Origin of the sequence: Paenibacillus montanisoli, assembly GCF_003268025.1 — a bacterium.
Lineage (GTDB): Bacteria > Bacillota > Bacilli > Paenibacillales > Paenibacillaceae > Paenibacillus_Z > Paenibacillus_Z montanisoli.
This window is the reverse complement of sequence record NZ_QLUW01000001.1, coordinates 1,266,853-1,292,596: the sequence shown is the minus strand read 5'-3', so window position 1 is coordinate 1,292,596 and position 25,744 is coordinate 1,266,853. Positions and strand designations below refer to the sequence as shown.

Annotated in this window: 21 protein-coding genes; 3 read left to right on the top strand and 18 right to left on the bottom strand. The window is 51.9% G+C overall.

Features of this window, described 5'->3' with window-relative positions; all coding sequences use genetic code 11:
• Positions 1-63 precede the first annotated feature (63 nt).
• The 3 genes from secF to DL346_RS05660 form a co-directional block, all read right to left on the bottom strand.
• A complete protein-coding gene (secF, locus tag DL346_RS05670; RefSeq protein ID WP_112881068.1) occupies positions 64-996 on the bottom strand; it encodes a protein translocase subunit SecF in 933 nt (310 codons plus the stop codon).
• Positions 986-2,248: a protein translocase subunit SecD gene (gene secD / locus DL346_RS05665; protein ID WP_112881067.1), complete on the bottom strand. Its 1,263-nt coding sequence runs from the start codon at positions 2,246-2,248 to the stop codon at positions 986-988. Before secD ends, secF begins: the two co-directional genes overlap by 11 nt.
• Positions 2,249-2,336: 88 nt before the next feature.
• Complete coding sequence (locus DL346_RS05660) at positions 2,337-2,597, bottom strand: post-transcriptional regulator (RefSeq protein WP_112881066.1); 261 nt, start codon at positions 2,595-2,597, stop codon at positions 2,337-2,339.
• A gap of 174 nt (positions 2,598-2,771) precedes the next feature.
• Here DL346_RS05660 and spoVB point away from each other — a divergent pair, with 174 nt between their 5' ends.
• A complete protein-coding gene (gene spoVB, locus DL346_RS05655; RefSeq protein WP_112881065.1) occupies positions 2,772-4,379 on the top strand; it encodes a stage V sporulation protein B in 1,608 nt (535 codons plus the stop codon).
• Positions 4,380-4,421: 42 nt separating this feature from the next.
• On the opposite strand, the gene DL346_RS05650 is transcribed toward spoVB, so the two are convergent.
• On the bottom strand, positions 4,422-5,105 hold the full coding sequence (locus tag DL346_RS05650) for a YetF domain-containing protein (RefSeq protein WP_420849537.1): 684 nt from the start codon (positions 5,103-5,105) through the stop codon (positions 4,422-4,424).
• A 254-nt stretch (positions 5,106-5,359) separates the two neighbouring features.
• Here DL346_RS05650 and DL346_RS05645 point away from each other — a divergent pair, with 254 nt between their 5' ends.
• Positions 5,360-5,761, top strand: coding sequence for a TIGR04086 family membrane protein (locus tag DL346_RS05645; protein WP_112881063.1), 402 nt, complete (start codon positions 5,360-5,362; stop codon positions 5,759-5,761).
• A gap of 108 nt (positions 5,762-5,869) precedes the next feature.
• Positions 5,870-6,736 (top strand): phosphatase PAP2 family protein, encoded by an 867-nt coding sequence (locus tag DL346_RS05640; RefSeq protein ID WP_112881062.1) that lies wholly within the window; start codon positions 5,870-5,872, stop codon positions 6,734-6,736.
• Positions 6,737-6,793: 57 nt separating this feature from the next.
• Here DL346_RS05640 and DL346_RS05635 read toward each other — a convergent pair whose 3' ends face one another.
• From DL346_RS05635 to DL346_RS05570, 14 genes are all read right to left on the bottom strand, one after another.
• Positions 6,794-7,654: a DUF421 domain-containing protein gene (locus DL346_RS05635; protein WP_112881061.1), complete on the bottom strand. Its 861-nt coding sequence runs from the start codon at positions 7,652-7,654 to the stop codon at positions 6,794-6,796.
• A 157-nt stretch (positions 7,655-7,811) separates the two neighbouring features.
• Entirely contained in the window at positions 7,812-8,807 is a 996-nt protein-coding gene (locus DL346_RS05630) for a mannonate dehydratase (RefSeq protein WP_206098475.1), read from the bottom strand.
• A gap of 39 nt (positions 8,808-8,846) precedes the next feature.
• On the bottom strand, positions 8,847-9,689 hold the full coding sequence (locus DL346_RS05625) for an NAD-dependent epimerase/dehydratase family protein (protein ID WP_112881059.1): 843 nt from the start codon (positions 9,687-9,689) through the stop codon (positions 8,847-8,849).
• A 57-nt stretch (positions 9,690-9,746) separates the two neighbouring features.
• Positions 9,747-11,123: a Sapep family Mn(2+)-dependent dipeptidase gene (locus DL346_RS05620; protein WP_112881058.1), complete on the bottom strand. Its 1,377-nt coding sequence runs from the start codon at positions 11,121-11,123 to the stop codon at positions 9,747-9,749.
• 40 nt (positions 11,124-11,163) lie between these two features.
• Positions 11,164-12,456 carry an MFS transporter gene (locus DL346_RS05615; protein ID WP_165822384.1) on the bottom strand — a complete coding sequence of 431 codons (1,293 nt, stop codon included), beginning with the start codon at positions 12,454-12,456 and terminating at the stop codon, positions 11,164-11,166.
• A gap of 120 nt (positions 12,457-12,576) precedes the next feature.
• On the bottom strand, positions 12,577-13,764 hold the full coding sequence (locus DL346_RS05610) for an AGE family epimerase/isomerase (RefSeq protein ID WP_112881056.1): 1,188 nt from the start codon (positions 13,762-13,764) through the stop codon (positions 12,577-12,579).
• A gap of 51 nt (positions 13,765-13,815) precedes the next feature.
• The gene (locus tag DL346_RS05605; RefSeq protein ID WP_165822383.1) at positions 13,816-16,500 is read right to left on the bottom strand and encodes a glycoside hydrolase family 38 N-terminal domain-containing protein; all 2,685 of its coding nucleotides are present in this window, start codon (positions 16,498-16,500) and stop codon (positions 13,816-13,818) included.
• Between the two features lie 56 nt (positions 16,501-16,556).
• Positions 16,557-19,019 (bottom strand): glucosidase family protein, encoded by a 2,463-nt coding sequence (locus DL346_RS05600; protein ID WP_112881054.1) that lies wholly within the window; start codon positions 19,017-19,019, stop codon positions 16,557-16,559.
• Positions 19,020-19,071: 52 nt separating this feature from the next.
• Positions 19,072-20,265 carry a mandelate racemase/muconate lactonizing enzyme family protein gene (locus DL346_RS05595; RefSeq protein ID WP_112881053.1) on the bottom strand — a complete coding sequence of 398 codons (1,194 nt, stop codon included), beginning with the start codon at positions 20,263-20,265 and terminating at the stop codon, positions 19,072-19,074.
• Between the two features lie 27 nt (positions 20,266-20,292).
• Positions 20,293-21,564 carry an alpha-amylase family glycosyl hydrolase gene (locus DL346_RS05590; protein WP_112881052.1) on the bottom strand — a complete coding sequence of 424 codons (1,272 nt, stop codon included), beginning with the start codon at positions 21,562-21,564 and terminating at the stop codon, positions 20,293-20,295.
• 34 nt (positions 21,565-21,598) lie between these two features.
• Complete coding sequence (locus DL346_RS05585; RefSeq protein WP_206098474.1) at positions 21,599-22,360, bottom strand: phytanoyl-CoA dioxygenase family protein; 762 nt, start codon at positions 22,358-22,360, stop codon at positions 21,599-21,601.
• A gap of 22 nt (positions 22,361-22,382) precedes the next feature.
• On the bottom strand, positions 22,383-23,849 hold the full coding sequence (locus tag DL346_RS05580; RefSeq protein ID WP_165822382.1) for a DUF6298 domain-containing protein: 1,467 nt from the start codon (positions 23,847-23,849) through the stop codon (positions 22,383-22,385).
• A gap of 37 nt (positions 23,850-23,886) precedes the next feature.
• A complete protein-coding gene (locus DL346_RS05575; RefSeq protein WP_112881049.1) occupies positions 23,887-24,681 on the bottom strand; it encodes an HpcH/HpaI aldolase family protein in 795 nt (264 codons plus the stop codon).
• A 27-nt stretch (positions 24,682-24,708) separates the two neighbouring features.
• Positions 24,709-25,743 (bottom strand): NAD(P)-dependent oxidoreductase, encoded by a 1,035-nt coding sequence (locus tag DL346_RS05570; protein WP_112881048.1) that lies wholly within the window; start codon positions 25,741-25,743, stop codon positions 24,709-24,711.
• Position 25,744: the final 1 nt, after the last annotated feature.

Sequence of the window (25,744 nt, the reverse complement as noted above, 5' to 3'; positions counted from 1 at the left end):
AGCATTTGCGCTTAAATTATTGTACTAGAGGATGCGCCGCGGGGCTACCCTCTTTCTATCATACTACGAGGCTGCCGGAGACTTGACTGCCGCCTTCGGTTTTTGTTTATTTTTCAGGACAAGCCACAGCTGGCTCGCGATAAAGATCGACGAATATGCGCCGCTTACGAGACCGAATAGAATGGCCAGCGAGAACAGCTTGATGGATTCGCTGCCGAAGATCAGCAAGCACGCTGCGGCTACAACAACGGTCATGACTGTATTGATGGAGCGCGTCAGCGTTTGCCAGATGCTCTCATTTACAAGACGGGCAACATCTGCTGCTGTTTTGATTTTGGCAAAGCGCAGGTTCTCCCGAATCCGGTCAAAAATAACGATCGTATCGTTAATCGAGTAACCGATAATGGTCAGAATCGCAACGATGAACGGCAGATTCACTTCCAATTTGAAAATCGAGAACAAGCTGATGACGATGAACGCGTCATGAAGCAAAGAGACGATCGCTGCGATAGCAAAACGCCATTCAAAGCGGATGCTGACATAAATGACAATACCGATGCTGGCAACAAGGACCGCATACAACGCATTCGTTTGAAGCTCTTTCGCGATTTCGACGTCAACCGTGTTGACCTCGGCTGAAGCTTCTTTATCGAACTTAGCGGCAAAGCCTTCCTTGAGCGCCTTCTCCTTCTGATCTGTGAGTACTTCGTCGAAACGGACTGTAACTCGGTTTGCACCTACTGTTAGAGCCGGGCTGCCGAAGTCGTTATCCTTCAAATACTGCTCGATTGCGTCCTTCTGTCCGGTCAAGTCTTTCTTCACGGCAATGTCCACGTTCGAACCGGCTTTGAAATCGACGCCGTAATTAAGGCCGTGAATGCCCAGCGTAATAACGCCAAGCACCGTAATAATAATCGAGAAAATAAAGAAGTAACGGGCGTTCTTCACGAAATCGAACTTTCCTTCGGATACTTCTCCAAATCCACTAAAGCGCACGTACTTCACTCTCCTTGACACCGAAGTAGGATTTCTTCTTCACAATGCCGCTGCGGATAATCAAAGTGAGGAGCAAGCGCGAGAAGAATACATTTGTCAATACACTGATAATGATGCTGAGCAGCAAGATGACTGCAAACCCTTTAACAGAGCCCACGCCTATAAAGAACAGCACGAGCGCGGCAATTGTCGTCGTCACGTGCGCATCGATAATGGTACGGAACGAATGCTTGGAGCCGGCTTTCTGCGACGAAAGAATGCTCTTGCCGCTGCGCATTTCTTCTTTAATCCGCTCCGCCATAATGATGTTGGCGTCAACCGCCATCCCGATCCCGAGAATGAAGGCTGCAATACCTGGCAGCGTCAGCGTCGCATCGATCAGGTTGAAGCCCAGTAGCAGCAGCCAGATATACACGATTATACAGAAGCTTGCGATAATGCCAGGCAAACGGTAGAACGCCATCATGAAGAGAAGAATCAGAATAGTACCGATTACGCCCGCCCAAACGGTCTCCTGCAGAGACAGTTTACCAAGCGTAGCGCCTACGCTTTGCGTATATTTCTCGGTCAGCTTAAGCGGCAGAGCGCCCAAGTTGATCGTATTTTTCAGGTCGGTTGCTTCATCACGGGTGAAATTGCCGGTAATGACAGCTTCGTTGCTGTTGATTTCGCTTGAAACGTTAGGTGCAGACAATTGAGTTTCATCCAAGTAGATCGCAAGCTGGTTGTTCGGGCTCAGCTTGGCGATTTCACGTGTCACTTCAGCGAATTGCTTCGCGCTTTTCAGTTTGATCGCGATTTCGTAAGCATTCAAGTTCGTTTGATTCACGGAAGCGCCGTTCTGCTTAAAGTCGCTGCCGCGAAGCTCGACCTTACAGTATCCTTTATCAGCCGCGCAGCCGCGCGCGCTGCGGAATGTCAATTCGGCAGGCTTCTTGAGGATATCCCTTACTTTGGTTTCGTCAGTCACACCGGCGATCTTTACGCGGATCCGGTTGCTGCCCTCAGTCGTTACTTCCGGTTCGGTTACGCCCGTTGCGTTGGCGCGCGCTTCCAGACTCTTAGCCGTTTCGACCAGAGAATCCTTCGTCACCGTCCCGCCCGGCTCGATCGGCTGGGCTTCATACAGGATTTCGAAACCGCCCTTCAAATCCAGTCCGAGTTTCACATCGTTGAAAATCCAAGAGCTTGTTCCCGCTACAACGCCGGCCGATAACACGACGATGAGAATGAATGCTAGCAGACGATTCATATTACCCTCAGTTCCCCCTTAAAATCTTGTGTCAACATTCCTATTATACCGATGCCTCAAAAACGAGTCAAAAAAAAGAGCCCATCCGTCAAAAATGGGTCCCTTTATAGGCGCTTAGCGTCAAAAAATTCATGAATTTTGTCACTTTGAGCGACAAAATGTCGTTGACGACCTGATGAACCGCCGGCATGCCCGATTTCGTATACCGATCGCTTACGCACTGCCAAATTTCGTTTCCCGTGACATACTCATAGCCGATCATTCTGAACTCCTCGGCCTTGCTGTTGCACAGATGCTCGATGGTCGCGACCCATTCTTCCTCCGACAATGGTTTTGATTCGTCTGTCATTCCACGACCTCCTTTGCTCTATGCATTCGATGCCGGACCGCACATTCCTGCAACAAAACGCCGCATCTTGAAAAAATGACATGGAAGCGGACATGCTGCGCATAAACATAACGATAGGACAGGTTGACCGGAAACAAGTACTGGGATCGAATGTTAAGGGGAGAGGAATCGACCGTGACCAAGCAAACGTTTATTAAAGGGGCTTTAATTTTGCTGCTTGCAGGCATCGTGAACCGCATCCTTGCCTTTGTGCCGCGGATCGCGCTTCCCCGCATTATAGGAGCCGAGGGCGTCGGCTTGTATCAGCTCGGCTACCCGTTTCTAATTGTGCTGCTCACCATTATTACCGGCGGCATTCCGCTTGCCGTCGCCAAGTGGATCGCCGAGGCCGAATCCAAGGGCGATTCCAAGCGGGTAAAGCAGATTTTCCGCTCGGCGATGGCACTGACCGTGCTGCTGTCGTTATTTTTGACCGCGATGTTCATTGTCCTCTTGCCCTGGATCACGACGCATTTGATGACGGATGCGAGGGTACACCAAACGTTGTTGATGATGAGTCCGTTGTTGCTCATCATCGGGATCTCTTCGGTGTACCGGGGCTACTTCCAAGGTAAGCAAAATATGATTCCTACCGCGCTCTCCCAAACGATCGAGACGGTTATCCGGTGTGTTCTAGCGCTCCTGTTCGCGAAGTGGCTGCTGCAATACGGACTAGCCTGGGGGGCTGCCGGGGCGATGCTAGGGGTTGTTGCCGGCGAACTTGGCGGGCTTGCCGTGCTTCTCTTGCAGTATGCGAAAGACCGAAAACGCGTGAAACTCGGCATTGCGCGAGAGTCCGATAAGCAAGCGGATATACCGACAGCGGACTCGAAGCCGAAAGCGCCTGCTCCGCTGCGCAAGCGGGTTCCGGTCGTGCGCCGGCTCATCAGTCTTTCGGTGCCCGTAACCGCAAGCCGGATGATCGGTTCCCTCTCCTATTTGCTCGAGTCCATCTTGACCGCAAGAGCGCTGCAGGCCGCCGGTATCGCAGTGAGCAAAGCAACCGCGCAATACGGCGCCCTTCAAGGGATGATCGTCCCGATTCTACTTCTCCCGACCGCACTCACTTACTCGCTTGCCGTATCGCTCGTGCCTTCGCTCTCCGAAGCCGCCGCTAAAGGAGACCGAGCCACGATACACAAGCGGCTCCATCAATCCATGCGCCTTGCGTTGGTAACGGGAGGTCCCTTCGTTGTCGTCATGATGCTGTTCGCAGAGCCGCTCTGCCGCATACTATATAACCATGTAGAGATCGCGCCGATGCTGCAATGGATGGCTCCCGTCGGTTTGTTCATCTACCTTCAGGCGCCGCTGCAAGCCGCATTGCAGGCGCTGGATAAACCGGCTACCGCGCTGATGAACACCTTCGTCGGAGCTGTCGTCAAGCTGGTGCTCATCATCGAACTGGCCTCCGATCCGACTCTTGGCATATACGGCGCCCTAATTGCCATAAACGTCAACATCGTCCTCGTCACGGTCCTGCACTGGATCGCGGTTGTCCGTTATGTCGGCTTCAGCATGGAAATTTTGGATTTCATTAAAGTTGGCGTGGCCATGCTCATCATGGGAGCCGCGTCGCTCTGGGTCATGAACCTGCAGGCGCTGCCCGCGCTTTGGCATAACTTGATCATCGCGTGCACGGCCGGCATTATCGTCTACTTGATCCTCATGGTGGTCCTGCGCATCATCGACCGTTACGATGTGGAGCGCATCCCTTATCTCGGCCGATTCTTCCGTTCCTAATGCGCAATAAACACCGGCCCTATCCGAGCCGGTGTTTCGCATTTACCTATAGGGTCCCCGTCCGCGCCTGGAATCAAGGAAAATTTTTCCTCGGTGATCGATTGTGCACAAGAAGACTTGCTTCACGTCGGTAATCCCCCGCTGCCTGAGCTGATTGTTGAGCCAGAAGCGGTCTTTGCCGAGCTGCTCCAGATTTGTTTTCTGGATTTCGCCGTCCATAATGAGCGGCACCGGCAGCGTTTCGAAACGATAGTTTTTGGGGAACGGCTTCGGAAATTGCGAATCCTGTCTAGGGGCATGGCCTTCTGAAGAAGAATGCCCGTTCGAATCGCGCCCCTTCATGTCCTTTTGAATGATCGACAGCTTGCCTGTCGTCTCCAGGATGGCAAACTCGACATCCGCGATATTGGTCTTATTTTCACGGAATTGCAGCAGCAAATCGTCCAAATTGTACCTTTGCTTGCGCATCGCCTCCCGGTTCAGCTTCCCCCGCTCCACTAGCACGACCGGCTCGCCGTCGAACCATACGCGCAGCTTGCGGCTCTTCAGCGAGATAAAGGCAATCAGAATTTGGATGATAAGCAAACAAGCCATCGGCAAAACACCATGGAGCACCGGCCGCTTCGTATCTTCAATGACCACGACGGCAATTTCGGCGATCATGACGGAAATCACGAGATCGAATACGGACAGCTTGCCGATCTCCCTTTTGCCCATAAGCCGCATAATCAGAAACACGATAAAGTAGATGAGAAGCGTCCGGAACGCCAGAACCCAGTATTCCACATGAACCGCCTCCAGCTTTAAAGTACAACTATTGTCACCGGATGCAATGCTCGTCATACGAAGGGGGATATTCGAATTTCTGGTAAACAAACGGATTCCCTGCGGCTTCGAGGCTCCTTGTACTATTCTGACCGGCTTGACCATATGTTGTAATAATCGTGGACTCGAGTGTAAATAATTGGAGGGATAGGTACATGAAACCGATCAATGCCATGAAAAATGTTCCGAAGGCACACATGGCTTCACCGATGCTGGCCGGCCTTTTGTACGCATCGATTTGGCTGGCGGTCGGCGCGCTGCTGCTCTCGACGATGCTGCGCTGGGGGAGCATGCAGGAGACCCAGCTTCCGCTTTACAGCTTAATCGTGCACGGCTGCGCCTCGCTGGCAGGCGGCTTCGTTGCTGGCAAAAGGTCCGGCATGCGCGGCTGGTACTATGGCGGAATTCTGGGCATCGCTTATGGGTTGCTGATCCTGTTGGTCAGCTTCCTATCCATGAATACCGGCATTAGCGGCAGAACATTTACCATGCTGATCTCAGCCTTGCTTTGCGGCGCGTTCGGCGGCATTTTCGGCGTCAATATGAAGCGCTCCTGAGGGCTTCCGTATGTGAACAAATTTGGAAAACGTTCACGGCAAGCCGGAATGTGCTATACTAACTAGATCGAGCCGCTGGCACAAAGCTTTAGGAGGAAAGTACGTATCATGACTTTGTTTGACAACATGACGACGGTCGCGATCTATACGGCCATTACCGTTACGCTGCTGATTTGGTATGGAGCTGCAACGAACCCGTTTAAGGTCGGCGGACTGTTTCTCAGAGAAATGGTATTCAATCGCAAATACATGCTTCATTTCGCAGCCTTGATCTTGATTCTGTTCTGTAACAAGCTTGAGCTCCAAGTCGAGAAACATTTGACGAAGACCTATGACTTTGCGACCTTTTTCCAATCGATTGAAGGGAATTTCGTCGCCAACCTGCAGCATACATTCGAGAACAGCTACCTTACCGTTTTTCTTGCTTTTATGTACGTTGTCGTCTTCCAGGCGCTGCTTATCGCTTCCATAGGCATCTATACGAACCTAAGCAAAGACCGCCGGATGTTCTATGCGATCTGCTACGCGATTATGATCAACTACCTTGTTGCCATTCCGTTCTATTTGTTTTTGCCGGTAAACGAGGTCTGGTACCATGATCCGCAAAATGTTTCGTTCCTGATGCTGAACGTGTTCCCGGATTTCGAGAACCAATACCGCGCGCTGTCGGGCTTGGATAATTGCTTTCCCAGCCTGCATACGTCGATTTCGGTTACGCTGGCGATCCTGGCTGTCCGCTCGGGAATTAAACGCTGGGCATGGTTCTGCTGCATTTGCGCGGGGATCATCATTTTCGCGATTTTCTACTTGGGCATCCATTGGTTGACCGATATGGTCGGCGGCTTGATGCTCGGCACATTCGCTTCCGCGATGGGCATGCGTTTAAGCGCGGTGGATTGGAAGCTTCGCCGGCGCCGCAGCGGTTCGCTTGCAACGTCTGCTAAGCTCGGCTATTTACGTGAAGACGCCAAGTAAAATCAAGCATATCCGCAATAACACAAAGAGACCGCCGGTTGGCGGTCTCTTTTGTTGTTATTGATAAATGAGCGGCCGCACTTCATCGATCAAATGCTGCAGCTTCTTGGAACATGCCGCGTATTTCTGCTTCTCGTCTTCATCGGCCGTCATCAGTCCGTACATCTCCATATCCGCTTCGCACTTTTTAAGTGAAGCCAATAACGTCGCTTGGCTATAGCTCTTCGGCTGCTTCGCTTTATCGTCGTATAAATCCACCGTTAGCGCGCCAAAATCGTCGATCTGGGCAAGAAACACATCCTCGATCCTGAGATCGGACTTCTTCAGCTCCTTCTCCAGCCATTGCATGTTGTAGCCCCTCACCTGCAGCGCATCGTTCAGAACTTGCCCGTCCATAACGACCACCATCGGCTCCCGCTCCGACTGAACTTTAATGCCCAGCTGCTTCGGCGTTAGCGGCAAGTTTTCCTTCTTGAGCAGTACGTTTATGGCGCCGCTCGCTTCCATAATCGCGAACTCCACGTCCGCCACCCTGAACACATCCTTCAAGCGAAGCTGCTGCATCAGCTCGTCAATCGTCAGCCGCTCTTTTTTCAGATTCTTCTCAAGAATCTTACCTTTCTGGATCAATACCGTCGGCGTGCCGTCAATCCAATTCCGGACGCGTTTGCTCTTTAGTTGAACCAGCTCGATGATAAGCGATACGGCAACCCAAACCGCCAGCGACAGCATGCCCAAATACCATTTCGCATCCGTATCGAGCGATATATAACCCGCAATGTTACCGATCGTGATGCCGGTTATGTATTCGAAGACAGACAGCTCGGTTACCTGCCGCTTCCCAAGCAGCTTTGTCATCAGGAGCAAGAAGATGACGGCCGTTAACGTCCGCATCATGATTTCCAGCCATGTATTCATGATTTACAACCTCCATCAGCTCAAGGCTCGCAGGGTTCTAGTATGCGCACAAATGCTGGAAACTATGAGCATAGATCAATTTAGGGAACCTAAAATAAAAAATCCGCGGAAGCCGCGGATTTTCATGCCTCTATGTTCTTGTCCTCCGATATATGACTTAATCCAGAAGTTCCAACGCTTTCATCAGCCCTTGCATATAACCCACGGCATGCGCACGTGCGCGGTGGCCCCATGCAGAATCATTAATAACGCCAGGCACATGATCGTCCATCAAGAAACCTGTGAAACCGGAACGTTTCAATTCTAGCAAGACTTCTGCGGGATGATAGTTTCCTTCCCCGAGAAAGCACTCTTGAAACTTCGGCATAGTGCCCTGAACATCACGGAAATGAACATAAAATATTTTATTTCTCGATCCGAAATATCGAATCATTTCCATTACGTTAGCGGCTCCGTATACCATCTCCGAGCAGCAGCCAAGGCACAAATTCAATCCCCACGCATCGCTGTTCGCTATGGCCTCCGCTTTTTTAAAATTCTCCACTTTATAGAAAATTCTCGCTGTTCCGTCGAGCATAGCAATTGGCGGATCGTCCGGATGGAGCGCAAGCCGCACGCCCGATTCTTCTGCAACGGGAAGCACCGCCTTTAAGAAATAAGCGTAATTCTCCCACATGATCGATTCGTCCGGCACCCTCACTTCCCGATTTGAATCATACTTCACAAGATTGATGCCGCTGGCCGCGGCTTCGGAATCGAATGCGGAACATAAGGCTCCGCCCCGGCCTGGCTCCCAGGATGTCCTCCAAACAAAGTTCGGCATGAAATGGTGACCCAATATCGGAATTCCTGCGCGCCCCATATTGCGTATAATCGTGCAATAATTTTCGATTTGCTCGTCCCTGCCGGGTAAGCCGAGCATAATTTTATCGTAGAAACGAATAGGGACATTCTCGATCGATTCCAAGAACAAACCATTTTCATCGCAAGTCTTCTTAATAGTAAGCAAATCTTCATAGTCCCAACAATGTTCTCCTGGAATATTCGGGGTGTTGAGTTGGATACTCGATACGCCTAATTGCTTGGCAAAAGTCATTGTTTCATGAGTCAGTTCTTGCATTTGACCTAGGGCGATTCGCATGTTCTGCTTCACTCCTAATCACCGTCCAATTTCTTATTTGGAATCACGCTATTACACGTACATACGCCAACTAAATTGAGGCTGCCAATTCAAGCTTTGTCTTGCTTTTTGATTGCTGCTTAGCGACGTATGCCCTTCCAATGTGGTTCGAATATCAGTCACCTGACTGTAGTACTTAGAGTAAAGATCTTTCGTTTTTTCACGGGAAAGCGTGTCGTTGGCGCAAATTTCAAGCGGCATCGCTCCCAGACCGCTGGCTTCAATGCCTAGTCTGCAAGCGCGAGCGGCATCCCGGACATCGACATATGACCAAAAGAGCGGATACATGATCTTCTCCAAGTCTGGACGGTTGCAGAAATCGAAGTAGACATCCTCTGAAAGGATGCAAGACATGCGTAAAGATACAATTTGCATATCGGAGCGTCGATTGAACATCGCAGCCGTTTGTTCATTGACAATCTTGGATAAACCGTAACATTCTTGAGGCAGCAGAGGGTGATTCTCATCGACAGGAAAATAATCGGGCAAGAAAGGATGTTTGGCATAAGCGAATCCATAAATGGATGCGCTGGAACCGATTACAACTTTCCGTATTCCTAGTTGGTCAGCGGCTTCCAACACGTTATAGCTAGAAATCGTATTGTTCCGGTACGTTTCCTCGTTCGACAAAATACCCGGAGCCGGTATCGCAGCCAAATGAATGACTTCGTCAGCCTGTTCAAGCAGTCTTAATACTTGTTCCATCTGATTTAAGTCCACAAGAACGGAAGGACAAAGTGAATGCTTCGGAGCCGCTTGATCGCCGCTGATCACATGATGCCCTTCTTGCAATAATTCGCGAATCGCCCAGTAACCAAGCCTTCCGCTGCCTCCGGTTACAACAACATTCCCCATTTTAATATTCTTCCTCCCGCAATGGAGTCATTGGTACTATTGCAGCATATCCGTCCGTCAAATAATGAGTTCGTACAAGCCTTGCAAGCAGATTTCCGCATGCTTCATCATATCGTCAATTCGGACAAACTCATCTGCGCGGTGGACATTGTTGTCAACGCCGCCGTGAAGGCTTGCTCCAAAGGCAAGACCTCTGTTCCCCAGCTTGCGTGCGTAGGTGCTCGCGCTCATTTGGAGAAGGAACGGCTTTTCTCCCGTCATTTTCTCATAGGCCAGCCCGAGCTTGCATACGAGCGGATGATCGGGAGGGAAATAGACGGGGCGAAAATGCCGGCCCAAGTCCAAACGAACGCCATAACAACGGGCTTGTTCTTCTACAAAGGATATAATCTCATCCCCGTTATACGTGACGGGATATCGAATACCGACGGTCGCGGTTACGGTGTCCTGCTCTGTGACGATTTGCCGCAGAAACACGAGCGTTTCTCCCGAATATTCATCACTGTAACGGATGCCGAGCGATTCGCCGTTCGTTTCGTGTCCGATCTTATCCTTCAGAAAAGCAAGAAGTCCGTCTGCATTGGTAGAGCATTGCAGACCGCTGATCCATCCCGCCATCTCGGCGATCGCGTTTACCGGCGGATTCGACAGGGTGCCGTTCGCGGTTAATGCAACTTGATCAGGGGCCAGCCGCTCCGCCTTCAGATTGTGCCGGGATGCCTGAAGCCTTTCGATGTCGCCGCATACGGAAGGATCCGCCGAGATTCGGGCCATACAGGTTTCAGCCACAAGCATGCGCGGGGTTCCGCCGGATAATTCCACGATACGGAGCGACTCCGGCTCCGTATTTCGGTCCAACGTTTGAGACAGCAATACATTTACATTCCCCATCTCGACGTTAAAGAGCGGATAGCAGGCATCGGGCATAAACGCCTGGTCCGGCAAGGGCTCCCTGGAAAAATAAACATCCATATCCGACATATCGTTTTCCTCGTTCGTTCCGAAGATGATCCGTATTCGTTTATGCAGCGGAATCCCGAGTTCACGAATGGCCTTAAGCGCATATAAGGCAACAACGGCCGGCCCCTTATTGTCGGAAGCGCCCCGGCCGATAATGGAGCCGTCATGAATCTCGCCTCCGAACGGAGGAAAGGTCCACCCTTCGCCCTCGTGAACGGTGTCCAGATGAACGAGGATGGCTACGAGCTCTTCCCCCTCGCCGTATTCCGCATGACCGGCGTAACCGTCGATGTTGGCCGTGCGAAAGCCCATCTCTTCGCCCAAGGACAGCATATAGTGGAGTGCCCGGTCTATCCCCGGACCATACGGCTTGCCGGGTTCTCCTTCCTCCCTAACGCTTCTGATTCGAACCAATTCGGCAATGTGATGAACGATTTCTTCTCGATACCGGGCCATGTGATGACCGATCAACAAGGTTATCCCTCCTCAGCTTAGCACCTTTTTAGTCTTCCTCTTATCGTTGTTTGGCGCTAAATACGATAAACGATATCGATAGGGAAGCAGCCAGCATCAAAGCGCCTATGCAGACGAACAGCCCGTATTCCTGAAACCAGAACGGCCATGACTTAAGCGAATTCAACAGCTTTCCGCCGACAAGCGGGCCAAAGAATCCGAACAGGGATGTTATGGAGACCCAGACTGCGTAATACATGGACCGGCCTTCTTTGGGGGTGTCGCTGATAACGTATTGGAACGTCAGCAGATTGAACCCGGAAAGGCTGATCCCGAGCATCGTATAGACGATAATCAGCATCAACGTATCCGGCAGGAAAGCTTGCAGCCCCCAGAACAACACCGCGATGGCATTCAGGGGGAATACCCACAACAATAATTTTCTTGTGCTCCATTTCATGTTCAGCCTGCCCCAAATGAAGGTCGCGCCGATGGAAACAACCGTCAGAAGGGTATTGGAGATGCCCATCCACGCATAATTAGTCTTCATCAGCTCCAGCATGACATAGCTGAAGAGCGAAATCGTTGCGCCCTGTGCCATAAGCCAAAACGAGACGAACAGAACGGCTTTGAAAAAGCTTCGATCGCGCAAGGGCTCGAACATAAATTTCCATGACAAGCTGTTGCCTGCGCTCGAATAGAGAAGATTCGGATACCTCCCGTAATGAACCATGTTAAGCAGCGACACCGCGAGTCCGCAGCAATACAGGAGAGCGAAGCCGGTTGACATGGGCAACCGGTCGAGCCCCCAGCCGATTGTCAGCAGCGTAACGGATGCGGCGATTCCCCCGAGCGTAAAGCGGATCCCGAAATAGTTAGCCCTGAATTTTCTCGGCACCAAATCAGCCAGCAGCGTCACCGAAGGAGTTGCCGACAACGACCCTGACATACACCCGATGACGAAGAGGACAATAAACACTGGAACCCAATCCGCCTTCGGCCAAACAAAAGGAATGAGGCCGGTCCCAAGCAGAAAAATGCGGTGGAATAAAATCGAAATAAGAGTAGTCCGGTAACGGTTCGGGTAGTACTCCATCAGATAAGCAGACAAAATAACGACGATCGCGTTGGCCAAAAGCGGTATCGAAAGGATCAGACCGAGCTGGCTTGCATCTGCGCCCAGAAACAGCAAGTATCCGGTTAAATAGGGACCGGCGATCAAATTCATGAATATCGTGGAGCTGACGGCCTCATAGTGAGCGTTTACCATGCCTTCCCGGAATACGGACCTCTTCTTGTTCGGCATCCGGCTTTTCACCTCGCCGAACCGGATCGTGCCGAGCAGCCGTCTCATGGGTCTTTCCTCCGTTTTGCCGTTTAACTTGCGGAGTTGACTGAAAATAGGGTTTGACCACCTTCCGTAAAGCATAAGTCTACTCCTCGACGGCGGAATTCCGGATTCGGCTGCGGCTGCCTATAAACGCTCTACGAGTTCAAAGCAGGCCCTTGCATTATGATAGGGGCATTTCCAGGCGTCGACTTTGGGCAAGCTCCGGTCGGTCCTGCCATCCGCCGCCACCATGGCGAACCATTCGCCGTTTAGGCGGTCGCTGAACCGTTCTTCAATGTACCGCCAGCAGGCGACCGCCGCATCCATGAAATGCGGCTGCCCCGTCATCTGATAGGCGTTCACGAAGCCTACGACGCCTTCCGCTTGCGGCCACCACGTTTTATCGGTTGTGACCGGTCCATGCTCGTCGGATTCCTCGATAATGCCGCCGTCCGGTGCAATCCCTTTTTCGTAAATCGCTTGCGCCATCCCGATCGCGGTCCTCTTCGCAGCCTGCAGCAGCAATTCGTCGTCCAGTACATGCGCGGCCTCGTACAGGAGCCAGCTCCCCTCGATATCATGGCCGGAAGAGGATAGATTCGGGCGCAGCGAATTCCAGGCTTCGTCAAAATAGAGTTGAAAGCGGCAGGTGGCCGGATCAATGATTCGTTCCAACATCGTTTCAATCATTTCCTTCAAGGCATAACGTATCTCTTCAGACTTCCAGGCACGGTACAGATTCGTGAAAGCTTCCAGAACGTGCAGTGAAGTATTCATTCCCTTCTTCATCCCGGGAATGTCCGGGCCTAATCCGGATTGATCCGATGCCGCCCAGTCTTCCGAGCAAACCTCCCGATACCCATTGTTTTCCGGGTCATAGGCGTGCTCGCGCATGAAGCGGAACACATCGATGGCCTGCTGCAGACTGCCGGCATCGCCGGTTGCCAGATAATGCTCGGCGAATGCATAGACGGCGAATGCTTGCCCATAGATTTGCTTGTTCCGATTCAGCGCCCGTCCTTCGCTGTCTACCATCCAGTAATAGCCCCCATGCCGCGGGTCCAGAAAATGATTGCTTAAATAGTCGCTGGCTCGTTGTGCCAACGCCAAATATAGCGGATCTCCATAACTTCGGTACGCCTTGGCAAACGTCCATAGAATGCGCGTATTCAGAACCAGCGATTTCGGCGACTCCTTCACGGCAAGACGATCATCCGCCACTTTACCGTAAAAGCCGCCATTCTCATGATCAACGGTGTTGGCCGCCCAATAACCTAGGATGTTTTCCTTCAATTCTCTCTCAATGCGCGATTTCCACGTTGGTATATCCATAATCCGCCCCCCGTACGTGCATAAAAAATGAATGGTTGAAGCTTGAAAACGCTATTTGAAAATCAATTGATAAGTCATGATTTTCCAAGGCGCGAGTTGTACGTCCAGCGATTTCTCATGATGCGGGTATGAGGCGATTATATCTTCATCGAGGCCAAGGATATGGGCTTCCGCGATTTCCTTGAAGCAAGTCAACCGGCAAGCGTCATGCTTATCTGACATGTTGTACAATCTGACGACGACGCTGTTTTTCTTTCTATTCTCCGGCCTTTTGATGACGCTCATGCAGATCGACGATTCGGAAAGCTCGAAGTAGCTGACGGGATCTTCCGGCTTATAGGTCTCTTCGATTGGCCAAGCAGCTGCATAAACGTTCGTTTGCAGACGTTCTTGCAGCTTCGCTAAATCCGCAAAGCTCGTATCCGCCTCCATCAAGGCAAGGCAATACTTGAATTGCAGATCGCCGACAATTTGCCCTCCCTCTTCTCCATTCGTCATGATTGTCGTCCGAAACCCCCGGAACATCGTGACGGTTATCGTTTGCTCTTCATCGTCCAAGGCAGAGCATTCATGCAAACCATAAGCCGAGACAAACGCCAGTCCGGTGCCGTCCGCAGCCCGCTTGCCGACAATTCCACCCATTTGTTTCTCCGGCACGTCGTATTCCCGCCATTCCTGTGTCGTCAGGTCGATTCCGGTTTTGCGTTCCACGAATGCGAACGGCTGGTTCACGAAATAATGATTGCCTTCGATTCCGGCGGGCAATTTTAACCGAAGACGATGATCCTTCGCCCGATTGACGATCTTCGATTCAACATCGACGCAGGACGCGCCTCTTGAGAGCCCGATCTGCGAGATGATTTGCAGCGGTACCAATTCCTCCGAACGGCGGATTCCGTGAGAATCCCAGTTCATGGATTCCGGTACCATCATGCGGTGAGTAATGCGGAAGACCGTTCTCGACGGTCCGTTCTCAACCCGTTCAATCCGGCACTCGGAGCCCAAGCTGCTGATTAACCGGTCCTCCGCCGGATTGGCGTGATACCAGCCGTCCCCGATTTCACCGTCGTCCATGTAGCTGAGCATATTGTCATAGACCTTGTTCGATCTCTTGTCCGTAATCCGCAAGGTTCCGTTGGGATTGATTTTCAGCTTGATGGATTCGTTCTCCGCCTCGCTTTCATGCTGGGACAATCGGTCCAAATAACGGGAAGACGCGCTGAAAGGGACAATGCTGTATTCGGCCTTCCCCATCGCCGGAAGCTCGATTTCCATGGACAACGTATACCGGTCGACGGTTTCGGTTCCGGTCTGATTGTACACTTTGACAACGTGATTTTTTCTAATGGACTTCAACCCGTACGGAATCTCTTTTTCGCCAGCGTCGTAAATTTTGAAGCTGTTGATGGATTCGTATCCGAATGGTTCGGAATAACGTGACGGGTATTGAAGCGGGAAATCGATATCGAGCGTTGCCACTTCTTTGCGCGGATAGGGCAGCGGGTTCCAGATGGCCAGAAGCAGATTCCGGCTCGTCTTATCGATTCGATAAACGGCTTTCTCGAACGCCATAATGTCGGATACGACATTTTCGCCTAGCATTCTTGCCTGATCGAAACGGTACTCCATGTCCTTGTGAACCTGATCGATCGAGCAGCCGCAGATCGAATCATGGGGGTGGTTCAGCAGCAAATGCTTATAGGCCAAATTCACATAGGACGGTTGAACGGAATAGCCCTTTAAGTCCGCAAGGGCCGCCAGAGGCTCCGCCCATTTTTCCAGCAGGCATTGAATCTCGTCGTTGGCCTTCTTGAGCGGGTAGCGGCTTGACAGCGTATGCCGGATGACATGATTGTAGGGCACGCTTGCCTTGGCCGTATCGTATATTTCGCCTTGATGAATCGGCAGCTGATCCCGGTAACTCTCGAGCTGCCGCCCCATTTCCTCCAGGTTGACGTGCTTGACCTCCGCATCCGGATATAGTCTTCTGATCAGCTCTATGATCTCCGGCGTAGCTTTGCGGATGGGTTGATGATCCATTCCGTCCATGATGACGGTAATCGGTACGGGCGACCGGGCCAGCTCATAATCGATCAACGATTTGACTAGCGGTTCGATTTCCCGGATCGAAAGGTTCTTTTGCTCCATTTCATAGCCGACGCCAAAGGAGAAGCTGCTGTAGCCGCCAAGATCGTTCAGTTTAAAGGTGATGCATTCGCTTCCGTCCGGAGACCTCCATCTCAAATGCGCTTGATGGGTATGCTCGTTGGTTCCCCGGCCCAGCACGGCGTAATGGATGTCGAACCCGTTGAAGATTTGCGGCATTTGAGCGATATGGCCGAACATATCGCACACGTAGCCGTACTTCCATGGCGTCGTATCCCAGTCTCTGCAAATTCGGGCACCCGTCATGAGATTGCGGATCAGGCTTTCGCCCGAGAGCAGCAATTCATCCGGCATGACATACCACGGTCCGATCAGCAGCCGCTGATCGCCGATGAGCTCGGCAAGTCTCCACTTTCGATCGGGTTCGATTTCCAAATAGTCCTCGAGCATGACGGTTTGGCCATCCAGATGGAACAGCCGAAAATTCGGATTCTGTTCCATCACTTCGATCATTTCGTTCATCATTGTGACCAGGCGGTTGCGAAAGCCTTGAAAGCTTTGGCACCATTCGCGGTCCCAGTGGGTGCTTGAGAAATAATAGATGGTCTTCTTCCGATTATCCATTTCCATTTCAACACTCCAATACATAGGCTCTGATCGCCATATCTTCTGATAGAGACAATGCGCTATGCATATTGATAGACGGTATAACGGTCCACGATCGTCTGCACGATTCCGAGCTGGTCGCACAGCAAGCCTTCATAGCCTGTCGGCGTGCCGTCCCACCTGCGCCAATCGACCCCTGACCCTACCCCTCCGTAAGCGGTGCCGTTGGAAAGACTTTGGCAGATGCCTTGCAGGATTCGATCCCCTTCCTCAATCATGCCTACCTTATATAGAGCGTTCACGAAGTGGCGGGACTGGGTAAGTGACAATCCTCCGTTAGCGTAATATCCATAGGACTGATTGTGCTGATACGTGGCCATATCGCTGTCGGGAATGCACCATACATTGCCGGGGAGCCCGAGATGAAACTCTTTTAATCCCGCCTTCCCCAGCTCCCCCCACAACTTCCCGATTATATCGCGGCTGAGGGTATCATCTATGAGTCCGCCGCAAACGGCAGCGCTGTTCACATACAAGAAGCCGTAATCATGCAGTTTGTCTTCTTTGCAGCGCCAACCGGCCACCCAGCCCGTTTCCGGATTGAAGAAGGCAGGGATATATTGGGCTTGAAGTGTATCCGCCCATTCCGCCAGTCCTTCAGCCAGGTCCGGCCGCCCGAGACGGGGTAGAACCTCAGCGAGATTGCGCAGGCAAGAATATAACAAGGCATTCGTGAAGGCATCCTTCCACCCGAATGAGATGACGTCCATGAAGTTCGTGCTCCATTGAAATTGTCCGCTTATCCCGAGCCGGTATTTGCTTTCGATCAGTCCGTCTCCATCCAAATCCCGAGCCAGCATGAGGTTAAGCTGATGCCTGATCTTTGCACCGTAACGTTCGAGCCACGCCCGGTCTTCGCTCGACTCCAAATATTCCGCTATCCCCAGCAAACAGGAGACTCCGGTCATCAAATATTCGTCTTCCATCAGATGATCGCCCTTCGGCGAAGGCCCGCAGGCATAACCTACGCCTCCGTCGAGCCAGCGCTCCAGCGTATCCCGCAGCAAATCCAAAGCGGACAAACCGTCGGTCAGACTACCCAGACGAGTTGACAGGGCGGACCAATTGTCCATGCAAATCTGGGCGGGCATCGCATTGTTATTATTGGCGAAGGTCGCCATATCGGGCCGGTACGGAAGCGAAGTCAACACCGCTCTTACTAATGCGTCCTTAACAACCGGCGGCATATTCTCCTGCGGAATGTCGCTGATGACGCGGAGCGGCCGGCCGGCCTTTAATTCGAAGACGGCCGAGTGCTTCCCGGGCAGCAGCAAATAATCGCCTTCCGGCTGAGGCTCTTCGCCGACTTTGATCTCCGCGGTCGTCGCGAGAATCGGCCTTACGGAGTCCGACCGGAGCAGACCGGATCCGCTGATGGTCCGAATCTCCAAATCTCCCAACCGCGGGGCGTGGATCAGCGCCGGCAAACGCACGAGACCGGTTTCTCCGAAGCGGGTAATGGATCCGAGCACTCCTGTCGGGGTTGCCTTGCTGTCAAAGCTGAATTGCCAGACGCTGCTGTGCCAGGCGCGAATCGCCTTGTCGCCGATTCTCTCCGCCTTCAACTGCAAGCGATCCTCCTCTACCACCCACTGCAATTTAAAGTTCAAGCCCTCCTGGGCTTTAAATTCGTAGGTGACGATATTGCCAGCCACGCTTGTTTCTCCCTCGCATTCAGTTGGAATGCCGTTCACGTCCTGCATGCCGACGGAACGCAATTGAAAGCCTTGCGCCGCAAAACGGTTCAAGCCTTCCGCCGCCCCGGCCGAGCTATGGCCCCACGGCTCGGGATTCTCGTCCGTCACCAGCAAGTTGGTGCCTGTATTCCCGTTTCCGTCATCGTCTATCTCCAAGCTGGAGAACGCGGGACGATCCAGACGGAATCCAACCTCCAGATAACGGGTCTTATACCGTATCCCCGTTTCGGTTTTTGTCGCGGAAACGCCAACAGGCAGCCCGCTCAGATCGATCCCGGACACCTTCCACGATGAAGTCCGGATCGTTTCGGTCGGCGGCTCTTCCACGTCCCCCTCGAGTACAACGCCTGTCATCGCCAAATTCCAAGGCGTCCACCATCCGTCTATGCCGCAACGGCGAATTTCTACCAGGACAGACTCTGTGACGATGTCCGAGGCTTGCAGATCGTACCACATGATTTCCTCATCCTTGATCTCGCTGTTCCGAACGTTTCTATGAACAGGCCGGCTCTGTCCCTGGGTTGCCAGTACTTCCTTCCATTCCATGCCGTCACGGGCAAGCAACCGGAAATCCGTTACCCAATCGATGTCGTTCTGACTGCCGCATTTGAAATAACCGAGACCAAGGCGCAATCCGAGCCGGCGAATTCGAGCCGGACGGGTAAAATTCGCTCCCCGGATATGGATGATTCGCTGATCCGGGGCACCTGCTTCCCAGGCGGCCGGCTTGGTCCATACGGCTTTGCAAAATGATTGACTCGATTGTGAATCCAACAGCAGATTCATTTAAATCCCTCCCCTATAGTTGCTGACAAGAACAATTTCCCGCTCATTTTTCTTATCTGTTCCAGGGATCGCCGCTTGCGATGCGAAGATATTTCCGCTCCGCGTCGGTGCGGTAGCGGATGGTATCGGTACGGAAAAACACGTTTTTGCCGAGCTTAACGCCGAGGCCGGGCCTTGAATCCAGATAAATATGTCCGTCCCTGATATCGACGAGATCGTCGGTGACTTCGGGGAATGTCCCGTAAATCGCGCGGAGCGTCTCGGTTTCGATTGCGTTAGGAGTTGAAATGCAGAAATGGGCGCTGGCTTGCGTCAAGACCGGGCCGCCGCAGTTGTGGGTCGTAATCGGCAGCCTGTACGCGTCGGACATCGATGCGATTTTTTTGCCTTCGGTCAGTCCGCCGGTCCAGCCTAAGTCAATCATGATGATATCGGCCGCGCGCTTCTCGAAGAACGATTTAAATTGCGAACGGTTAAAGAGACGTTCGCTTGCCAAGACAGGAATCTTGACTTGTTCCCTTAACATCGCCATATTGTCCGCATCGTCGACGTAAATGGGGTCTTCGATCCACTTGATGTTGTATTTCTCCAGCGCTTCCGCAATGCGAACGGCCGAAGTGATATTCCAGCAGGAATGCATCTCCATCGCGATTTCCATTTCATCGCCGACCGCGTCGTGGATCTTTTTAACCGGCTCGATATATTTCTTGATTTCGTCCTTCGTTATATGCTGGCCCTGGTAAGTTGGATGGGCGTAATCAAAAGGCCATATCTTCATCGCCCTTATATTGCTCTTGAGCAAATCCTCCGCCAAAGTCCCCGCATCTTCCATATGCCATTCGTCATCCCTGCGGCCTGTGATGCGCCCGCCGTGGCTGCCGCACGTGTTGTAAATTTTCACGCTGTCGCGCACTTTTCCGCCAAGGAGCGCGTACACCGGCTGGTTCGTCACTTGTCCGAATATGTCCCAAAGGGCAATATCTAGCGCGCTTGCCGCTCGCATTTCCCCGCCTGCGCTGCCCGAGCCGTTGCAATAACGGTAAAACTGCGCCGAGTGGTGTTCAATACAGGTCGGATCCTGACCGATCAGCATGGGTGCAAATACATGGTGGATGGCCGCTGAGATGACATCCGGAAAATTGGTGGCTTCTCCCATGCCGATGATGCCGCTGTCCGTTTCGACGATGACAAAACAGGAAAGAGGAAACTCGGGCAGCTGGATCGTTTCGATTGCGGATATCTTCATACAAACACTCCTCTACCGGGATGAAAATCATACCTCGAATATGATCGCTTTGCCTTGAAGCTTGATCTTGCCGTCTATGACTTCAACGGCGGTTCCTTCAATTAAATCGCTATAGGTTCCGTCCTTAAGACCGCTTTCAATAAATCCCGTCTTGCTTTCAACATTGAAAATGCCCGCGATAATTCGATCTTTGTATTCGTAGGTGCAGAAGATGACCCCCAGCGTGGAAAGCTTCTTAACTTCATAGAAACCGTGGGCGAAGATATCCATTTCTTTTATTGTTTTAAGCCTTTTCAAATAGTCCGAAAAGCTGCCGTTCAAAACATCCAGATCCAGCCTCACTTGGCTGTCTTCGGTTGTCTTAAGATCGTGGGCCGCCTCCTGGCCCATGTGAAGCAAAACCGATCCTTTCTGGAAATAGGTGAAAGCCGTCCAGATTTTCAGCAGTCTTTCATCCGGAATAAACTCCTTGATTCTAGGCGTATCATGATTCTCGATAAAGCTCATTTTCACATAGTTTTCCGGATAGATATATTCTTGCATTCTGATCTTTTCAACATAAGCTTCGAGGGCGATCTTCCCGTGCAAGTAATCCATGAATTCGGGCCAAACGTCATAGCGGTAGGTCATGTCGAACACACGGTAGGTCTCGCAATCCGATGCCGTAATAAAGCCGTTCTTTCTATACTTGAGGGCATAAAAATTCAATAGACTTTCCGCAAGCCATATCACGTTTTTCTTTATCTTATCGACTTCCCTGCGCGCTTCTTCCCAGAATTCCATCGGCATCATGGGAGCGACATCGCACCTGAACCCGTCAACCCCCAGGCCGATCCACTGTTTCAACACATCGATCTGTTCCTGCCACAGCTCTTTATTGGAATAATCCAGGTCATAAATGTCGGCCCAGCCTTCTTCTTTCCGCATCGGCAATCCGTCGGGCCCGCGCAGGAAGAATTCCGGATGATTCTCGAATAAATACGAATCTTTGGATGCATGGTGGAACACAATGTCGATCATGCATAACATGCCGTATTCATGAACGCGGTCGACCAATATCCTGAAATCCTCCAGCGTGCCGAATGCAGGGTCGATCTCCCGGAAATTCCGAATGCAGTAGCATGAGCCGAACGCATCCTTGATCCCCTTGGGATAGAAGGGCTGGAACCAGACGACATCGACTCCAAGTTCCTTGATTCTCGGCAAGTCTGCATGAATCTCGTGGAAAGAACCGTATTTATCGACGCTTAATTCATAGATCAGCGATTTCCTTAGTTCCTTTGATGTAGCCGTTGCCATTTCAGTTGGCCTCCTAACAGCTTCTTTAATAGATTCACTTCCAAGCTTCCATCCCGCGGAACTGGATCGATGCTCCTTCGGCATATTTGGGGAATGGCATATATTCATTGATTCCTTGAATCGGTTTTCCTCTTAATAGGAATTGGCAGGGCCAAGGTTGTATGGAGATTCGGGTGCTAGTTGGAATATAGCGGATGGTCAATCCGCATCGGCGATGAGGAGATAGATTCGCGTTGGAACCGTGGATAATGTTTGGATGGTGTATGGATACGCTGCCCGCTTTGAGGATAAGATCAACGGCTTGCGATTCATCGACATGTTTCAAGTCAATTTGAGATTCAAGCGCGTTCGGAACTTCTTTATTTACGAAATACTCTTTTAAATCCAATTTATGGGATCCGGGAATGACGCGTAAGCATCCGTTCTCGGGCGTTGAATCGTCCACTGCGAGCCAGAGCGTGACGACATTCATCGGCTCAAGCGGCCAATACACCCCATCCTGATGCCATAAGACGGCCTCTCCCTCGAAAGCTTTCTTGTTGAAGTAGCTGGAGGCAAACAAGGCGATATCGGGTCCGATAAATTGCTCCGCAATATCAAGCAAGCGGGGGTCCGCAACAAGTCTGAGCCAAAAGGGATCGAACTGAACCAGCGTATGATCGAGCGTTTCGCGGCGATTCGGATATTTCCTCGCGAGCCATTCGACATGGCTGCGAAATTCAGCCATTAACTCGGCATCCAATACGTCCGGAATCACCACATAACCGTCTTTTTCAAACTGTTCGACATAGGTCACTGCAACTGCCTCCATTCATGGACTACTCTTCAGAAGTAACTCGAACAAGCAGATCATGCCGGAACTCGGGCAGCTTTAGGCAAACTTCACCGCCGCCCTGTACGGTTATGGACGGAGAAGGCAGCCCCGACACCGGCGAGAAGTAAGACACTCTACATGCACCGGCCGGAAGTTTAAACGAGATTTCTGCGTGCCGGATCGACTCGCCGGATCCTTCTGCCAGCTCGCGTTCGTCCGCAAGATAAATATGGATTTCCTTGCCTACGACCCCAAACGCAGCATCCAGCAAAGGAGCGGAAACGGCGGTTACAAATGACGGCAGAGGTTTCGCATGGATAAGATCGATCGAATGGACGAACTCGGAAAGGATTCTCATCCAGGTGCGGAGATGCTTTTGCGATTGCGGTGTCCCGGTTTCGCAATAATTGATGATCGAAAAATCGATGACGTCATAATGCGCTCCGCTAAGCAGCGCCGTCCATGCCCGCTTACGGTGTATCGTCCAGCCGTCCGGGTCTTTATACTGACTGGCGATGTTATCTTCGTCCATATTCAGCGGTTTTCGCTCATCATAAACGGCTAAACAGTAGTTGCGGAACGAACGCAGCTTCAATTGTTTGGACATGAATTCGCCAAGCTCATAAGCCGTTCCGGCATAAGTCGTGTTCGGGAGCGGGTGAATATTGACGGCATCGAACAACTCATCCCGGAATGACAGATCCGACGTCTGCTCCCACGGCTCGTAAGTGAACGCCTCCTGCCCCACGATGAGGTGTTTGTTGGGCAGCGCAGCTTCCGTCTCGCGAATCGTTCGCGCAATAACCGCTTGCCATTCGTTTACTTCGCTCGGGGTCGGATTCCGAGGGTCGGCCGCGAAACCGCCTCCGGGTTCGTTGCAAATCTCGTAGATCAAATTATCGTAGCCATTTGTCTCCTCGACGATTTTTCGAACATGGCGAAGCTGCCATTCGAGCAGTTTCGGATGGCGAAGGGACATATACTCGGGCCAATTGATCTCCTCGAGGTTATTGACGTTGTTTTTGCTATTTAGCGGGTTTAGCGCCCATACATCCGGACCGTACGTGTTGCTTAGCAGGGTCAGCTCAACAATGATGCCATATGTAGAGGCGAGTGATAGAAACCGGTGCAGACGTTCGAAAAATTCGGGATTCCACTGTTCGAGATCGTACAACGTCTGCCAATCAAGCGCTTTGCCTTTTCCGGTTCGAGCGAAAGGCGCAATAAAGTCCGGCGATTCCGGCTTGCATGTGGAGTATGGATTAAACGGACTTTGCTGCTCGCGGAACAAGACGAACAGACGAGTCAGCGTCTGTTTCTTCTCATAGGCATCCAGCAAGTATCGTTCGAACTGAAAGGGACGGTTCATTACAGCCCCGTAATGCTCTGTCGCGCAGACCAGCACTAGAGGCTTGCCTCGAAACTCGAATAATTTCGGATTGTCCGGGTGGATTCGGATGGTTGTTGTCATGACAGGCTCCTTGACCATTCAAGGTCATGATTTTTTCTTAAAACCAAGCATGTGTTTTTGCTTCCACCTTCATCGCTCCGAGCGAATGGCGTACGGAACGAATCATCAAGCCGCCGTCGGAGCCGAGGCCGATCATATCGAAACCCTGCTCGCGCCGCTTTACCGCATCGGCGGCGTCAATCGTCATGACGCCCGCGCTAATGCCCTTCGCTTTAGCCTTATCTCGAATGTCCACGATAAGCTCGGCCATGCCGGGTCCTTCCCACTGCCCAAGAAAACCGTGACTTGCCGATAGATCCGCGGGACCGAAGAAAATAGCTTCCAACCCGGGCACGCCGAGGATGTCATCGATGTTCTCGGCGGCCTCGCGGGTTTCGATCAGCGGAATGATCAGCGTTTCCTCATTCGCATAACTCAGGTACTCTTCCATTCCGAGTCCCCATTTTACGTTTCGCTCGCCGCCGATTCCCCTTACCCCCTGATGCGGATACCGACCGAAAAGGAATCCGGCTTCCAGATCTTGCTTTTCGCGCACGAGCGGGAGGAGAACCCCGTGCGCTCCCATGTCAAGCGCCCGCTTAATCAGTCCTTGCTCGATATCGTGAACGCGAACAAGCACGGCCGTTTCCGAATCGCGGACGACTCTGATGTGCCCCATGACATCTTTGAAATCGAGATGGCCGTGCTCCATGTCGATGGTAACCCAGTCCAGTCCAAGCGTAACGGCGATTTCCGTAATCGACGGGTCGTCCATCGTCACCCATAAACCTGCGGTTTGCTTGCCCTCTTGCCATTTTCTGCGCAAATGATTTCTGGCCGTGTTCTTCTCCATCTTTTTCCCCTCCGGCACGCAGATCTCTTATTCGTAACAGAGCCGCTTCATTTTGTTTAAAAAGCTATTTTTTTGAAGCACTTCTTTATTAACGACGTTGCTTGTCGGGAGCCTTTTCGCGAACGAGGAGACTGACGCGATGCTATCCGCCCACATGCCCTGATATAATTCATCCGTCCAACACAGACTGTGCGGCGTCAGAATGACGTTGTCCATATGCTTCAGCGGCGAATCCGCTACGAACGGCTCCTCTTCGAACACGTCCAGAGCCGCGCCTGCCAGCTTGCCGCCCTCTAGCGCGCGAATCAGCGCCGCTTCGTCGATTATGCCCCCGCGTGCCGTATTGATAATATAAGCTGTCGGCTTCATCAGACCGAGCAGAGCGTCGGACACTAGATGGTACGTTTCTTTGGAGAGGAAGCAGTTCACCGCAATATAGTCGGACCGTTCGAACAATTCCTCCAGCGAAACGAGCTCGACGCCGATGTCCTTCGCGATTTTCGGATCGATATACGGATCGTAAGCCAGCCTCCGCATTTCGAACCCCGCGGTCATATGAAACATCTCTCGCGCGATATTGCCGAGCCCGATCGAACCAAGCGTTTGGCCGGTAATGCGTTTGCCGGGATAGTTTATCCGGTCATTCCAGCGGTTTTCTTTCACCAGCCGGGTCTTTACCGGATATTGGTGCGCTAGTGCAAGCATATGGGTCATGATGGAATACGCTACGGGCTTGCGTACGCCGTTCGGCGTGATCGTAAGCGCGACGTCTGCTTCCGTGCAAGCCTCGACATCGACGTTATCGTAACCGACGCCAAACCTGGCAAGAACGAGCAAATCGTCTGCGCCCTTCAGCGTTTCAGCGGTATACTTCGGCGTTAATGAAATGATGCCGTTCCACGGGGCGATCTGATCGGCCCCGACCGGATCGCGGTGTTCATCGAAATAACCGTATTCCAAATGCGCATGCGATTGCAGCGTCTCGATCCCTTCTTCTCCGAAAGCGTTGCGGCCTTCGGCGTTCAGAAAGTCGCGCGACAACCCGACTTTAAATGTTCTCATG